The 14,735-nt window shown below is 39.4% G+C and carries 12 protein-coding genes; 2 read left to right on the top strand and 10 right to left on the bottom strand.

Features of this window, described 5'->3' with window-relative positions; all coding sequences use genetic code 11:
• Nucleotides 1-83: 83 nt before the first annotated feature.
• From AC2SLN_RS06390 to rnhA, 8 genes are all read right to left on the bottom strand, one after another.
• Complete coding sequence (locus tag AC2SLN_RS06390) at nt 84-428, bottom strand: hypothetical protein (protein WP_486549319.1); 345 nt, start codon at nt 426-428, stop codon at nt 84-86.
• 65 nt (nt 429-493) lie between these two features.
• A complete protein-coding gene (locus AC2SLN_RS06385) occupies nt 494-853 on the bottom strand; it encodes a DUF3144 domain-containing protein (RefSeq protein WP_486549320.1) in 360 nt (119 codons plus the stop codon).
• Between the two features lie 97 nt (nt 854-950).
• Nucleotides 951-2,117, bottom strand: coding sequence for a methionine adenosyltransferase (gene metK, locus AC2SLN_RS06380; RefSeq protein ID WP_486549321.1), 1,167 nt, complete (start codon nt 2,115-2,117; stop codon nt 951-953).
• Between the two features lie 573 nt (nt 2,118-2,690).
• On the bottom strand, nt 2,691-3,386 hold the full coding sequence (nth, locus tag AC2SLN_RS06375) for an endonuclease III (protein WP_486549322.1): 696 nt from the start codon (nt 3,384-3,386) through the stop codon (nt 2,691-2,693).
• Nucleotides 3,387-3,546: 160 nt separating this feature from the next.
• Nucleotides 3,547-4,374 carry an RnfABCDGE type electron transport complex subunit B gene (locus AC2SLN_RS06370; RefSeq protein ID WP_486549323.1) on the bottom strand — a complete coding sequence of 276 codons (828 nt, stop codon included), beginning with the start codon at nt 4,372-4,374 and terminating at the stop codon, nt 3,547-3,549.
• Nucleotides 4,375-4,578: 204 nt separating this feature from the next.
• Nucleotides 4,579-6,261 carry a hypothetical protein gene (locus tag AC2SLN_RS06365; protein ID WP_486549324.1) on the bottom strand — a complete coding sequence of 561 codons (1,683 nt, stop codon included), beginning with the start codon at nt 6,259-6,261 and terminating at the stop codon, nt 4,579-4,581.
• A 58-nt stretch (nt 6,262-6,319) separates the two neighbouring features.
• Nucleotides 6,320-7,567 (bottom strand): DNA polymerase III subunit epsilon, encoded by a 1,248-nt coding sequence (gene dnaQ, locus AC2SLN_RS06360; RefSeq protein ID WP_486549325.1) that lies wholly within the window; start codon nt 7,565-7,567, stop codon nt 6,320-6,322.
• A 74-nt stretch (nt 7,568-7,641) separates the two neighbouring features.
• Nucleotides 7,642-8,148 (bottom strand): ribonuclease HI, encoded by a 507-nt coding sequence (gene rnhA / locus AC2SLN_RS06355; protein ID WP_486549326.1) that lies wholly within the window; start codon nt 8,146-8,148, stop codon nt 7,642-7,644.
• A 359-nt stretch (nt 8,149-8,507) separates the two neighbouring features.
• On the opposite strand from rnhA, the gene AC2SLN_RS06350 reads away from it, so the two are divergent.
• Together AC2SLN_RS06350 and AC2SLN_RS06345 are read left to right on the top strand one after the other, a co-directional pair.
• Nucleotides 8,508-9,068, top strand: coding sequence for a hypothetical protein (locus AC2SLN_RS06350; protein ID WP_495057372.1), 561 nt, complete (start codon nt 8,508-8,510; stop codon nt 9,066-9,068).
• Between the two features lie 18 nt (nt 9,069-9,086).
• Nucleotides 9,087-9,392, top strand: a complete 306-nt coding sequence (locus AC2SLN_RS06345; RefSeq protein ID WP_486549328.1) for a hypothetical protein — start codon at nt 9,087-9,089, stop codon at nt 9,390-9,392.
• A 262-nt stretch (nt 9,393-9,654) separates the two neighbouring features.
• Here the strand turns inward: AC2SLN_RS06345 and AC2SLN_RS06340 are convergent, their stop codons facing one another.
• Both AC2SLN_RS06340 and AC2SLN_RS06335 read right to left on the bottom strand, forming a co-directional pair.
• Nucleotides 9,655-11,490, bottom strand: a complete 1,836-nt coding sequence (locus tag AC2SLN_RS06340; RefSeq protein ID WP_486549329.1) for an efflux transporter outer membrane subunit — start codon at nt 11,488-11,490, stop codon at nt 9,655-9,657.
• On the bottom strand, nt 11,490-14,729 hold the full coding sequence (locus AC2SLN_RS06335) for an efflux RND transporter permease subunit (protein ID WP_486549330.1): 3,240 nt from the start codon (nt 14,727-14,729) through the stop codon (nt 11,490-11,492). The genes AC2SLN_RS06340 and AC2SLN_RS06335 overlap by 1 nt, the downstream gene beginning before the upstream one ends.
• Between the last annotated feature and the right edge of the window lie 6 nt (nt 14,730-14,735).

Genomic DNA, 14,735 nt, shown 5'->3' with positions numbered 1-14,735 from the left:
CGTCCAAATAGAAACCGCATATAGATTTAACTATATGCGGTTTTTCTAACTTAATTATGGTGTTTTAAACGAACTGCAACAGTCTAATTAATAGGGCATTCGCCTTTCTCATAACTTATTAGTTCCGGAATGTTTGAAGCTGAACAAGCGTTGCCTGCCGTTATTCTCGATACCGTACCATCAGTATTTTTAATTGTTGCACATACAGGATCATAATGCATGGTACACGCTCTTTGTGAAGGGCCTAAATCAGATGGATTCTCTATAGTAATGCCTTTATGTGACTCAGGAGGTGTGTGCTGTTTAGGCGTCACACCATTAGTACATCCCGATAAGAAGATGGCTATAAGTAAGGTAGTATAAGTCAGGGGTTGTTTTGACTTTTTTAACACTAATGCACTTGGGTTATGAGGTCTAAAGTTCAACATTTGAATGCCAATAAAGTAATTGTGAAGTAGCTGTTAGTTTGTCACAAATTAAGCATAGAAAGATACTACTTATTCAATTGTACATACTTATCAAAGTTTTGTACGTAATCATCAATATTGTCACTGAGCATTTGACGGTATTGTGAGGTATAAAACTCTAAGATTTCATTTTTCTCTTTAGCAAGGTCTTCTCCTTTCACAAAACCAATAGAAGCAACTGATGAGCTGTAACGTGCAGCCGCATATAATAGTGAGGCGCCTACTTGACCAGAATGTGCCTCTTTGCCAAGCTGGCTATTTGCTAATTCAATAATAGCATCAGCACGTTTGTAAAATGATTCGATATCAGCTGGAATCTCAATATCATTGGACTGATCAGCAATATGAAGACTGTCTTCAGTATGATTTAAATTTTGGTTTGTCATAAGTATCCTACGCATTAGTCTAAGTCATTAATAAAAACAATCAAAGTGTGCTGACATTTAAAAGTAAGATTGCTAATAGCCAAAATTATGAGATAGCTTAAACATTGGCATCTGCTTTTAAGATGTCTGCTTTATCTGTTTTTTCCCATGTAAATGCAGTCTCACTCCCCGTGCGACCAAAATGACCGAATGTAGCGGTTTGCTGATACATAGGTTGTAGAAGATTGAGCATATGAGTTATACCGTAGGGGCGCAAGTCAAAATGAGTACGGATAAGCTCAATGATGGTTTCATGGCTTATCTTGGAAGTACCAAATGTGTTTACAGCAATAGATGTTGGTTGAGCAACCCCAATTGCATAGCTAATTTGAACTTCACAACGGTCAGCTAAACCTGCGGCAACAATGTTTTTTGCGACATAACGACCTGCATAAGCCGCACTACGGTCTACTTTTGAGGGGTCTTTACCACTGAAGGCACCGCCACCGTGACGAGCCATACCGCCATAGGTGTCAACTATAATTTTTCGACCGGTTAGACCGGCATCACCTACGGGGCCGCCAATGACAAACTTGCCAGTTGGGTTGATATGGTAGCGTGTATGTTTGTGAAGTAGGTTAGTGGGTAAAACCTGCTTAATAATCTCTTCCATGACCGCTTCTTGAAGCTCTGATTGAATAATGCTTGGGTCATGTTGCGTTGATAAAACAACCGCATCAATGGCAGAGGGAATACCGTTGGAGTATTTTAAGGTTACTTGAGCCTTGGCATCAGGACGTAGCCATGGTAGATCACCTGAACGGCGTAGCTCTGACTGACGCTCCATTAAGCGATGAGCAAACTGAATGGGCGCAGGCATTAGTACGTCCGTCTCATTACTGGCATATCCAAACATCAAGCCTTGATCTCCAGCACCTTGATCTTCGGGGTTTGAGCGGTCTACCCCTTGAGCAATTTCAGGTGACTGCTTACCAATCATATTAATAACTGCACAAGTATCGCCATCGAAACCTAAGTCAGAGTGATGGTAACCGATACCATTAACAGTATCACGTACAATGCGTTCAATATCGATATTAGCTGTCGTCGATATCTCTCCAGCTAAAACGACTGCCCCAGTCTTAACCAATGTTTCACAGGCCACACGTGCGTGCAAATCCTCCCTCATGATAGCATCCAGCAAAGCGTCTGAGATTTGATCAGCCATTTTGTCAGGATGGCCTTCGCTAACAGATTCTGAAGTAAAAATTTGATAATCATGCATAGTAGAATTGTCACTTATTTGCAGGCGCTGTCTTAACAGTGATGTCATTTGTTTTATGTATAATAAACAAAATATGACAGACGGAAATAGGATTAATAGAAAATGGTCTATATATTACCTTGAATCATAGTAAAACTCTAGTATGGTTACTGTCTAATAGTGAAATTGATTAATATACGGATTTAATGTTGCTAATTAGAGGCGAAATAATCTTAAATTTCACTAGATACGCATCAATAGCCTCAAGGAGCCAACTTTGTCACTTTTTATCCATATTAGTAATAATTATCCATATAGTAATAATTATCCATATAGTAATAACTATCAGGAATATCTAAAACGATGAGTGGTTTATTATTGGAAGTTGTTTAAAATGTTCTTTAATGAACTTTTTATGCTTATATCCCATAATGAAAATAATGTCTGACCATAGGATATCGCCCAAAGACAATAAATGGCGTGCAGACTTAAATGTCCCCGCTTAACGTACGCAGTAATCAGGATGTTTTCTATAAAATATTTCAGCCATTGGGCTACGTCATTTACTTTTCGAATAAACAAAGAGTAGATTCATCAAAGCTCTATAAACTTAGACTTGTCTTTAAACATGCATTCTTCATAAACAGGGCATTTGCCGCACTTTGGAGTCCTAGCTTGGCAGGTATATCGACCATGCAAAATTAAATAATGATGAGCATCTACTAAAAAATCTTCAGGAACACGTTCTAGTAGCTTTTTCTCAACAGCCAGTACCGTTTTTCCAGTAGCCAGCCCTGTACGATTGCTAACCCTAAATATATGGGTATCCACCGCCATAGTAGGTTGTCCAAAAGCAGTATTTAAAACCACATTGGCTGTTTTGCGACCGACTCCAGCAAGGGCTTCTAAGTCTTTACGATTGTCTGGTACTTGGCCATTATGTTTTTCAATTAAATCGTGACAAGTTTTAATAATGTTTTTAGCTTTAGAATTAAAAAGTCCAATTGATTTTATGTATTCTTTTAGGCGGTCTTCGCCGAGTGATAAGATAGCTTCTGGGGTATTAGCGATAGGGAATAATCGTCTAGTTGCGATATTAACACTAACATCAGTGGCTTGAGCTGATAACATAACCGCAATCAATAACTCAAAAATACTGCTATATTCAAGTTCGGTTACGGGTTCATCAATTGTAGCAGCAAGCTTTTCAAAAAAAGCACGTACATCACGATTGGGTAGCCGCCGTGAGGCTGGGGTATTTGCTGTTTTATGCTTAATGGTTTTACTCATAGTAACTCTAAATAGTAAGGCCAAATAGTAAGGTCAAATAGAAAATCTAAATATTGACGCTTCATAGTAAGTTTTAACTAGTAACTATTGAATAGCCAAGCTACTGGCGGCCAATCAATACAGGTAAGAGGTAGCACTATTGTAGATTATAAATAAAATTCTAGTTTATAAAGCTGTTGAGTTGATCTTTTAAAGAATCTAGCTCTGTTTGTTTTTTCTGGTTATAACGAACACTCAATTGTTTTTCTAATTTTTTAATTTTGGTCCGAATCTTGGCCGTAGCGATAGTTGCCTTAGCCTCCGCCTCATTAATATCTAAGCTTTTATGTGCCGCATTACCCAGCTTAGTTTCAACCATACTGGTTACAGGTTTCGCATGCGCACTGTCTGACATGTGCTCAGCTACACGATTCAAATGTGTGTGGTAGCGAGTGCGCAAGTGTGCCTGTTCTTGATTTCTATATTCGATAGTGTCAAATTCGGCCCCTCTTTTGATTTCAACTAAGTCAATACAGTCGACAGGGCAGGGTGGTAGGCATAATTCACAACCCGTGCATAAATCTGTAAAAATGGTGTGCATATGTTTGCCAGTGCCCACTATTGCATCAACAGGGCAAGCAGGAATACATTTTGTACAGCCAATACAGTCGTCTTCCCGAATAATGGCACGCACTTCATTTGGGCGCTGGGTGTTCGGATTAATAGGCCACTGAGAGGGACGTGCTATTAAGGCGTTGCGATCTAAAAGATGAGCAATAGCATCCGTTACAGGCTGACCACCAGGTACACACTTGTTATGAGAGTCATTATTCTTTACTATCGCAACCGCATAGGGCAAACAGCCATCTGCATGGTCGCATAATCCACACTGAGTTTGAGGTAATAGAGCATCAACTGCCGCAATTTTTTCACGCTCATGCTTATCCATAGAACTAAGGTTTAAACGCTTAAATAAGATAGGAAGGTTGTCTAATCTTTGTGTGCTCATCGATTGTATTATCATCAACAGTTGATTGTTATTGAATAAGTAAGATAGTCTATCATAACCGTTTACTGTGGGTATCTGTATCAAAATAACGGTAACGCCAAGTTATCGTTATTGACTATTCTTTAGCTTGAAAGTTTTTACAATTGTGTGCGTTTAATAGCTATTGAAATATTTAGGCTTATTAACAGAGGTCTCTATAAGTCTCTATACAGCCAATAATTTATTCAGGCTGTCAACACTGACCCGTAGGGCATGGTAGCCTACAGGTTGAGATTTTTCATATCCATTTAAATAGTAATCAATGCTGAGTATGATATCTGCGATTTGCGCTAAAATAATATCGCCGATGGGTGTTTTAGAATCTATAACTTTAGTTTCCATAAACTTGGCCAAGCGGTTTAGTATGGTATACCCATCCGATAAATCCAGAAAGTAGAGCGCACCAGAAACTTGCTTAATCAAGGTGGGTATCTCAGAAAGTATTGATATATCACTATAATCACTTTCAATATAATCGTTAATAATATGTTCAATAGTAGCAATAATAATTCGGCTTTCTTTTACTAAAGTCTCATAGGCTGTGTTAAGTTGATATGCTGAAATCTTTGAATTATGAAGAGGCTGCATAATAGCGCCAGGAGTATGAGACTTAGCCAAATATATGGCAGCATTCTCACTGATCATCAATGATCCCAGTAGCTTATCGAAGTCTTCAGAGCTAGGTGTGTCCCATTGACTAACTTCTTGCGCTGATGCTTTCAATGCGGCCGCGGCTTCATTCAGATTGATGAGATGTAAAGTTGAAGCCAAGGTGTTTAGCTTGACTGATATTTCTTTGGCATCCTGTTTTGTAGGGTTTTCACTTTCCCCTCGTACAAATGCGTCAACACGCTCTTTAATGATATCAATACTATTTTGGATCAGTTTATTTATTGTATTTGCAACTTCGCCATCTGGACCATATAGGTAGTGCTTCATTTGGGTAAGCTGTTCATCATTTAAACGAGTAGAATCAATTCTCCGCTTAATATCCTGAGCCAATTCATTTTCACGAGAACAGGCAAAGCTAACTAAGTTTGCAAATTCACTATTATTTGCTGATAGGTAGTCATTAAACTGTTGTTCTAAAAATATTAGAGTTCTTTTTTGTGAATCATTTAAAGGTAAAATAGAGCTAATATTATATGTTACGGCTTGGGCAGCTTGCCAAAATAGCTTATCAGAATGCTTGGCAATTAAACGACAAACATTATTCATAGTTTCAAGTTTTTGAGCGTCTTTATCCGTTAATTTACCGTTCTTATTCGCTAAAGCAACCTCTAATCCAGCTCTATAGCCCATAATTAATGGCCGTGAATTTATAGGCAAACTTTGAATGGCTTCATAATGAGTTTCTGGATCTACAATTGATATGTTCGAGTAGTCAGAAGGGATAAACGTTTGTTCGTCGATTAAATTACGACCAATATTGGCATTCAATTTGTTTATCACTGGAATTAATAAAGTAGGTTCTATGGTTTCCTTTAAAAGTACAAATTCTATGTACCGCCCTAATGTCATTACCCCTTCAGAAATGTTAAGTATTAATTCTTCATTGCTATTATCACCCTCATCATAAAGTTTACGAATACTGATAGCTAAAACATTCGCTAGTTCGCTAACGCCGTATAATGCAATTAGTTTTAATACCGAAGATAGTTGTTTAAACATATCAATTGAATCGATCAATAAAGGGGCTTGCTCTTGATCGTCATAAAACTCACTGAGGTGGGTTTCTGCATTTTTTAACGTAACTTTAATTTCTGGTATTAATAGATAGAGTAGTGGTAAATTAAAATTTGTAGCGCTTAGCGGTTTAAATGATATATTTTTTTGGCTAAATGGCATAAAATCGCTTCCAGTGCTAGGTAATCTATATTACCGAATAAGTATCATGTTTATAATATTAGGTCTTTATGAAAAGACTGGTTTTTAATCTTTCAGCTAGTTTAACAGCTCCACTAACGTCATAGTTGTTTGGTTGCAAACAGTGATGGAGATCTGCTTCGTCAGTAATTTGCGACAAGCAATGAACCTCTTGTAAGATAGATAAATTGGGATTATTAGCGATTAGACTCGCTACCCAATTAAAATGTTGAATAAAGTTGGTTTTGGCGACAATGAGTTTATCAGCAAGATGGCTAAAATCAGTATGTGAGCCGCCGCCTTCACTTTGTGCATCATCATCAATAGCAAGTGAGACTTGCCCACCTGTCATAGCAAGATATACTTCAGCTAAAATCTCAGCATCCAATAATGCCCCATGAAAAGTACGGTCCATTTTACCGACATTTAAACGACGCACAAGCGCATCAAGTGTGTTTTTTTGACCAGGATATTGCTGCTTAGCCATTACCAACGAGTCAGTTACCGTAACTTTATCAGCAAAGTCTGTAAGCCCAACTTTATCAAACTCCATTGATAAAAATGTCATATCAAAAGGGGCGTTATGAGCAATAATTTCAGCACCACTCATGAAATCGTATAGTTTCTGCGCTACCTCATCAAATGTAGGTTTATCTGCTAAGAATGCTTCTGTAATACCATGAATACGTATTACTTCATCATCCATACCACGTTTGGGGTTAATATAAACGTGTAGTTTTTCGCCAGTAAATTTGCGATCAACAAGTTCTACAATACCTACCTCAATCACTCTGTCGCCCTTAAGCGCATCAAGACCAGTAGTTTCCGTATCCATAATCAACTGGCGGCCCGGCTCTCCTTTATGAGTTGGATCTGGTAGTAGGGGCTTGAAGTTAGGGTTTGCACGGCTTGTATCACCATCAAATTCGGCAATAGTATCCTCATTATCGAGCTGCGATACCTTTGCAGGTTGCTCAGTTGAATGGGTTTGGTTGATTGCTAAAGCGGAATCTGAGTTCATTTTTCTATCATTAAAATTTGAGTCAAGATGATTGACTCTGGTGTCACCATTAAGCATATCATTTGTAGAGTGTTCTTCACAATCAGTAGCCATAGCGTGTTCAGCCTCACTCTCCAAATCGCTATCCAGATTACTCTCTAAATCAACATCTAAATCATTTTCAAACCCTAAGGGATCAGTAAAAAGCCAGTCATCTTCTATATTAGACTTGGCATCTTGATTAGAGAGGTTAGTGCCAGAAGATGATTTTGAATAATGTTGGGACATGGGCTGCCTATCAATTTGAAAAGTCTTAGATTGCTGATGATGTTCTTTTACAGAGTCATTTGTTGAACAGTTATTTAGTTTTTTTTTAAAGTATCGGATACTGTATCTGAACCTACAGTATTATCAGAAGACGCTAATATGCCTTTATTAGCCAGTTCATCAGCCTTTTCATTACCGGCATGCCCCGCATGACCTTTGACCCAATGCCAATTGACATCCCTGGCACTTTGTAAGGCATCAAGGCGTTGCCAAAGTGCTTGATTCTTAACTGGCTTATTGGCGGAGGTCTTCCAACCTTTTTTCTTCCAACCATGTATCCACGATGTTATACCATTTTTCACATAACTAGAGTCTGTCCATATCTCAAGCATATCTTGACTAGGGCTTTTTTCAAGTGCAATGATGGCACCCATCAGCTCCATTTGATTGTTAGTGGTGTGCGATTTACCGCCAAAATATTCAATGTGAGTGCCATCACTTAATACTAATAGAGCGCCCCACCCGCCAGGCCCTGGGTTGCCTTTGCAGGCACCGTCAGTAAAGGCAATAGTAGTGTTGGGTTTCGGGTTTAGAACTGACATAAGGGCTCACATAGCTAGATTATAAATGACGAGGTAGGAGACTATAGATTAGTGTGAATAGTATAGCAAAATTTGTCAACTCAATCTGTTTAGCTGAATTATTTAATGCACATTGATAACATCGATTGATAGAAGTTTGCTAGAATGAACGTTGAAATTATTAGATATTTTGGGTGGATATGACAAAGAGATGTCATACTAAAATTACATTTTTTTGAAAATATTGCCTTTTTAGTTTAAGGTACTTCTCTTTATTTAAGATGCTGTATATTAAAGTTGCTCAGGAATTTATTTTGAATCCATTTACAAAAAGGCAAAAAAAACATTATCCCATAATTTGTAGGAGATATCAGACACTTATGGGAGCTTTTATGCTATTCATGGGGTTATGTTTACCAGCATGTGATAACTTAGGAAAATCAGATAATAGTGAGTCTAACCAAGCGTATGATGAATTTAAAGATGATGATAAAGATAAGCAGTCATTAAAAGCAAATAGCCGTATTTTTTCTGGCTGCTATACCGTTGATAAATCAGAACCCGCTCAAATCAAGGTTAGTCAGCAAGATAATGGGTTAGTTATGCAAATGAAAGAGCCTGTGTCGGCAAAGCGGGTGTGGGATAGCCCAGAGCCCCTTGAAATTTTAGACGTTAACCAGTCTTCAGATTACTTTTCTATCGAGTCAAAAGAAGTGACTCACCTGATTGCAAGACCAGATAAGCTCTTGGTTATCGCTCACGTTGACAGTGCCTTTGCAAATATGGATCCTCTATTGGATAGTGATTATTTAGGGTACATACTTCAAGGCGCAAATACGATCTTTAAAGTTGAATGTGATGACATACATAGTGATGAGGTTGTAGAAGGTAAGATGAGTAACATTACCATTAAAACATTGCCAAATACTAATTCACTGTAGGAATAGGATTAAGAATAGATGGGGTTTTTGAATTATCTACTATTGGGTGCTATTGCTTATGGTTTGGGATGGGCAGTGCGGATATATGTCCTTGAAAAAGGGGTAAAGCCAAAAGAGCCATATAGTATGAAGCATCCTATTGTAATAAGATATTTGGCTTTATTTTTTGTGTTTATGTTGGTGGTTTCAGCGTTATTGGGTCGCTTCGTTATCGGCCATAATGAAATTGATATTCCTTTTATTGTTGTCAACAGTATCGTGTCTACTTTTGTGTTTTCATTTGGGCTTAGTCCTGATCATGTGCAGCACGATTTACCTGATTAATCGTTAACATAGATCAATCGCAATCAAGTCATCTATGACATCCCAAAGATGAATAATGTTAATGGTGCAGTTATTCTTTCGTGGTTCATTTAGATTTTGTGACGCCAATCATGATATCGTTAGCTATTTTTGTTATAGCCACATAGCAGATAAGCCATATGCTGTCTAACCCAATTGTTAGTCGCTAAGCAAGTCTTGCATAAATCAAATATAAAAAAGTGAAGCCAGTAAAATGGCTTCACTTTTTTTTAAGTCACAGGTTTTAAGGGGTTAATGACGGGGTACTACTATCATTAGTAGAGCCATCTATAGAGTTAGCTGTGTTACTGGAAGCTGGTGATGAGTCATCTTGTTGTGTAGTGGTTTCAGTTTCTGTTACAAGAGCATCAGGCTTTTTATCGTTATCGAGATCAACCGAATCGACCACTCTGCGCTTGATAACTGTTTTGGTTCTACCATTTTGCAGAGCGTTTGCCTCCGCTTCAGATACCAATACAGGCGCACTAGCAGCTTTAATAGCTTCTACTGCTTTTTGCTCATTACTTTTAACACTGGCAATATTAGTCAGATTGCGATGTCGTGGCGTTGGAATGGCGTTATTATCAATCAAATTGGCACCACCACCTAATGCTTGGTACAAGTCAATTTGATTGTTAAGCCTTTCTTGTTCAAGGTTTAAGATGGTTTGCTGAGTAGAGAATAATGAACGCTGAGCGTCAAGCACACTTAGATAGTCATCAATTTGAGCAATATAGCGGGCTTCTGAAATATTAAATATCTCATCATAGCTTTTCTGTAAGCGATATTGTGACTCAGTCCTTGCATCCAAAGTAGCCCGCTCCGCTAATACATCGCTAACCTCACGAAATGCTGATTCGATTGCATTTTCATAATTGGCTAAGGCTTGTTCTCGTTCAATTTCTGCAACCTCGTAGTTGGCATCTAATTGACCTGCATCAAAAATCGGTACACTAACTGAGGGGCCAAATGACCAGCCAGCAGCGCTGCTTTTAAATAAATCAGACAAATCACTGCTTGAATACCCAAATCGCCCAGTGAGACTGATACTAGGGTAGTAAGAAGCCCGAGCAACATCAATATTTGCTCCAGCAGCTTTAAGTTGATATTCAGCTTGGAGGACATCTGGACGATACAATAGTAATTCACTAGGTAAGCCAGCACTTAGAACTTGCGTGGTAGCAATCGAAGAGACAGCTGGGTCAGGTAGCATATTGTCTGTTATAGGTGCACCGACAAGGTACTTGAGTGCGTTTTTAGCTTTCAAGACACCACTTTGTGCATTTAATACGGCTATTCTTGCAGTTTCCACAGAGGCCTCAGCTTGTAGAGAAGGGGCTTTTGAATCAATACCAGCATTTAAGCGTGCTGTTGTAATACGTAGTGATTCTTCACGGCTGGCTAATGTTTTACTGGCCAGCTCAAGTTGCTTCAACTGATAGCTTAAATTGACATAACTTTTTGCGATATTAGCAATTAAACTGACTTGAGCGGTGTCCCGTGCAGCGGCGGTAGCCAGATAATTTTGTAGTGCTTGATCCTTTAAGCTAGAGATTTTACCCCAAAAATCAAGCTCATAACCTGCCATACCCAGACCAACACTGTAATTATCACTGGTCATGCGTTTATTTGCTTGAGGATTATAGTTTGAGCTGCGTGAGTATTCGCCGCTACCACTTAATGTAGGCAAATCTTTATTATCTGTAATGCGATATTGGGCTTTGGCTTTTTGAATCGCCAAAACAGCTTGTCTCACATCTTTGTTGTTTTCCAGACCAAGTTGGATTAAGGACTTTAGTTTAGGGTCAGTGTAGAAGCTTTGCCAGCGAACCGCTGCTAAACTAGAAGGTACTTTATTATCGCCATATACTTCATAGCCACCGTTTTCATTTAGTGGGATATTGGGTCGGGCTACTACAGGGTCTGTTTGTAAAGAAGGTATGGTGTGACAAGCAGTGATTGCCAATGTGAAAGCAGAGACCCCACACACACGCATCCATCTACTCTTGTATCCTATGCTATTCATATCTTCCACGGCTTTACCTTGTGATTTATTAAATAAGTTTGAAGATGCCATCATTATGTGTTGTCTCCAAAATTGGCAGGGGCAGTACCATCTGCAACACCATTATGAGAATATACGTTAGGTTTTTGACTAGGATGGGTGTCATTTGAAGATGAATTGGAATTACCATCGTCACTGTTATTTTTATGTTTAAAAACAGAGCGCACCCATACGTAAAACATAGGAATAAAGAATACTCCTAACAAAGTAGCGGTAACAACGCCTCCTACGACACTGGTACCAATGGCATTTTGACTACCCGCACCAGGGCCACTCGCTAGGTATAAAGGCACCACGCCAAAACCAAAGGCAAGCGATGTCATAATAATAGGACGCAACCGTTGTCTAGCTGCTGTCATTACAGCCTCTCGTAATGAATAACCTTTTTCTTGGTGCTCTTTGGCAAACTCAATGATTAAGATAGCATTTTTAGCGGACAATCCAACCACTGTTAATAGACCTACCTGTAAATATATATCGTTGGCAAAATCTCTTAACCACGTGAATAGTACAGCACCTAATACCCCTAATGGTACCACTAAAATAACAGAGAAGGGGATAGACCAGCTTTCATAAAGTGCTGCTAGACATAAAAAGACAACCAAAATTGAGAGCGCATAAAGCATAGGTGCTTGTGCCCCAGATTTTTGTTCTTCAAGTGACAAACCTGTCCACTCAAAGCCAATACCTTCAGGAAGCTGTTCAACCATTTTTTCCATAGCATCCATAGCCTCACCAGTACTAACACCTGGCGCTGCACTACCCTGAATATTCATAGTGGGAAAACTGTTATAACGATTCAAACTGGGCGAGCCTGTCTGCCATTCGCTACTTGAAATACCTCCTAGTGAAATCATATCACCTGAGTTGTTACGTACATACCATTTATTTATGTCTTCTGGGTTGGTTCGGCTATCTGCTTCGCCTTGTACGAAAACCCGTTTGATACGCCCTCTATCAATAAAGTCATTCACATAGGCTGAGCCCCAGGCGGTAGACAACAAGCTATTAATATCTGTCATGGCTATGCCATAAGCGGCAGCTTGTTCATGGTCAATATCCACTTTGAATTGAGGGGCATCTTCTTGACCATTGGGGCGTACACCTACAACCTGATCATTTTGTGCAGCCATACCAAGTAGCTGATTACGGGCAGCAAGAAATCCTTCGTGGCCTATATTACCGACATCCTGCAACATTAAGTCAAAACCACTAGCGTTGCCAAGTTCTGTAATGGCAGGCGGCACAATAGCTCTTACCAGTGAAGCTTCATTAATACCAGCAAAATATTTATTAGACCTTTCTTGAACCGCTTGAACCGTGTTCTGTAGACCGGTTCTGGTTTCCCAGTCTGAAAGACGAATAAATGCTAACCCCATATTTTGTCCTTGTCCGGCAAAGCTAAATCCGGCAATGGTAAATACAGCCGCAATATTATTTTCTTCTTCAGTTTCGTAATAACCGCGAACCTTATCAAGAACATCTTGGGTTTCGTCTAAAGTAGATCCTGTCGGTAGCTGGACCAAAGCCATCATGATACCCTGATCTTCTTCAGGCAAAAATGAGCTTGGTATGCGCAAGAATATAGCAGCCATGATACCTATAATGGCGGCATATCCCACTAAGTATAACCATTTAAAGTCAATACTTCTGCCAATAAAACCTTCATAAGAACGACTTAACTTATCAAAGCTACGGTTAAACCAGCCGAAGAAACCTTTCTGCTCCTTATCTTTATCATGAGATTTACCTCTTTTTAATAAAGTGACACATAAAGCAGGTGTAAAAATAAGCGCTATTACTGCTGATAGAACCATGCTAGTAATTAAGGTAATTGAAAACTGACGGTAGATAACACCCGTTGAGCCACCAAAGAATGCCATAGGGACGAATACAGCGGAAAGAATCAAGGCAATACCAATCACGACTTTACTAATCTCGCCCATAGATTGCAAGGTTGCCTCTTTAACCGAAATATCAGGATTTTCTTCCATAATACGTTCAACATTTTCGACAACAACAATGGCGTCGTCTACCAGCAGACCAATGGACAACACCATAGCAAACATGGTCAGTACGTTAATACTAAAGCCTGCGATATACAGGATGGCAAAAGTACCTAATAAAACAACTGGCACTGCTAATGTTGGAATAATAGTGGCGCGCCAGTTTTGTAAAAATAGAAACATGACTATAAATACAAGTACGATAGCTTCTATAAGTGTTTTAACTACCTGTTCAATGGACAGAACAACGAATGGTGTGGTGTCGTATGGAACCACAGCGGTAAGACCAGGCGGAAAGTTTTGTTCTAACTGTGCCATGCGCTCGCCAACTAATGCCCTCGTTTCGAGAGCATTAGAACCTGGTGCTAAAGAGATACCCATACCGGCGGATTCTTTACCGTTAAATAGAGCATTGACACTATAGTTCTCACTGCCAATTTCAACTTCAGCGACATCCCCTAAGTGAACTTGTGCACCTGTGTTGTCAGTTTTTAATAAAATATTCCTAAAATCTTCTGGTGTTTGTAAAAGGCTTTGTACAGTGACAGTGGCGCTAATAACTTGTTTTTCAGTATTAGCAGGCGCTTGTCCTAGCTGACCAGCAGACACTTGGGCATTTTGTGCTCGAATGGCGTTTACCACATCACTAGGCATCAGGTTAAAGCTACGTAGACGTGTGGGGTCTAACCAAACTCGCATGGCATATGAAGAGCCAAAAAGACGAACGTCGCCAACCCCTTCAACGCGACTGATTTGATCAACTACATTTGACGCCACATAGTCAGCAATATCCGCGCGATCCATATTGCCGTCTTCGGACACAAAGGCTTGTACCATCAAAAAGCTACTAGAAGATTTGTTTACATTGACCCCCTGACGCTGAACGGATTCAGGAAGAGAGCTCATTGCTGCTTGCAGTTTATTTTGGACTTGGACTTGTGCTGTGTCAGGGTCTGTGCCATTTTCAAATGTGAGAGTGACTGTGCCTCCTCCATTTGATGAACTTGACGATGACATATACATCAAGCCATCAAGTCCTTTCATACGTTGCTCAATGACCTGAACAACTGAGTCCTCAACCGTTTGTGCATTTGCGCCTGGATAGTTGGCGCTGACGTTAATAGTAGGCGGTGCAATGCGGGGATACTGTTCAATTGGTAGATTAATAACAGATATGATACCTACCAACATAATTAAAATGGCAATTACCCATGCAAAAATAGGGCGGTTAATAAAATATCGTGACATGATTTT

The sequence above is a fragment of the Psychrobacter sp. CX90 genome (assembly GCF_057396305.2).
Note: the sequence above shows the minus strand (reverse complement) of the source record. Positions and strands in the feature narration are given on the sequence as shown.

What these genes read in the sequence shown, in the direction of transcription:
- AC2SLN_RS06390 (WP_486549319.1), bottom strand. Translation starts at nt 428, where the DNA reads ATGTTGAACTTTAGACCTCATAACCCAAGTGCATTAGTGTTAAAAAAG.
- AC2SLN_RS06385 (WP_486549320.1), bottom strand. Translation starts at nt 853, where the DNA reads ATGACAAACCAAAATTTAAATCATACTGAAGACAGTCTTCATATTGCT.
- metK (WP_486549321.1), bottom strand. Translation starts at nt 2,117, where the DNA reads ATGCATGATTATCAAATTTTTACTTCAGAATCTGTTAGCGAAGGCCAT.
- nth (WP_486549322.1), bottom strand. Translation starts at nt 3,386, where the DNA reads ATGAGTAAAACCATTAAGCATAAAACAGCAAATACCCCAGCCTCACGG.
- AC2SLN_RS06370 (WP_486549323.1), bottom strand. Translation starts at nt 4,374, where the DNA reads ATGAGCACACAAAGATTAGACAACCTTCCTATCTTATTTAAGCGTTTA.
- AC2SLN_RS06365 (WP_486549324.1), bottom strand. Translation starts at nt 6,261, where the DNA reads ATGCCATTTAGCCAAAAAAATATATCATTTAAACCGCTAAGCGCTACA.
- dnaQ (WP_486549325.1), bottom strand. Translation starts at nt 7,567, where the DNA reads ATGTCCCAACATTATTCAAAATCATCTTCTGGCACTAACCTCTCTAAT.
- rnhA (WP_486549326.1), bottom strand. Translation starts at nt 8,148, where the DNA reads ATGTCAGTTCTAAACCCGAAACCCAACACTACTATTGCCTTTACTGAC.
- AC2SLN_RS06350 (WP_495057372.1), top strand. Translation starts at nt 8,508, where the DNA reads ATGGGAGCTTTTATGCTATTCATGGGGTTATGTTTACCAGCATGTGAT.
- AC2SLN_RS06345 (WP_486549328.1), top strand. Translation starts at nt 9,087, where the DNA reads ATGGGGTTTTTGAATTATCTACTATTGGGTGCTATTGCTTATGGTTTG.
- AC2SLN_RS06340 (WP_486549329.1), bottom strand. Translation starts at nt 11,490, where the DNA reads ATGATGGCATCTTCAAACTTATTTAATAAATCACAAGGTAAAGCCGTG.
- AC2SLN_RS06335 (WP_486549330.1), bottom strand. Translation starts at nt 14,729, where the DNA reads ATGTCACGATATTTTATTAACCGCCCTATTTTTGCATGGGTAATTGCC.